Raw genomic sequence first — 503 nt, 5'->3', positions numbered from 1 at the left:
ATTTCCGGCGGAATATCAGCGGGTATCCCAACGGGTAGAATGATATAGCCTCTTTTTTTACCCTCTGCTCGACGCATTACACGTCCTATTGCTTGAATAATCTCAATTTGACTTTTGCGCGGGTGTAAAAATAGAACAGCATCAAGAGCGGGTACATCAACACCTTCAGAAAGACAGCGTACATTGGTAAGTACACGACAAGTATTTTCCCCCGCATCTTCCTTTAACCATTCAAGTTGTTTTGTACGCTCTTTAGCACTAAAGGTTCCATCGATATGGGCAAGGGTACAGTTAAGAGGAGGAGTATCTTTATAGTTTTTATGAAGAGCGCGTAAAGATTCTTGCACTTTTTCTTTTTTGAATCTTTTGCATATGCGTTTAGAAGTATCAATATCTTTGCAAAAAGCTAAAGCTCTACGCATGGGCTTGGGGTCATCTTCAAGATCAAGTTTCAGATCCATTTTGGTAAGGGCTCTATAACAGCCATTAATCTTGGTCCTATC

General features: G+C 40.6%; 1 protein-coding gene. It reads right to left on the bottom strand.

The window, feature by feature from the left end:
* The coding region (locus ACFIQE_RS11415; protein ID WP_375707803.1) for a helicase-related protein at positions 1 to 503 on the bottom strand (503 nt) is incomplete at both ends.

This window comes from Bartonella sp. AA1HLJMS, from assembly GCF_042197445.1.
Taxonomy (GTDB): domain Bacteria; phylum Pseudomonadota; class Alphaproteobacteria; order Rhizobiales; family Rhizobiaceae; genus Bartonella.
Note: the sequence above shows the minus strand (reverse complement) of the source record. Positions and strands in the feature narration are given on the sequence as shown.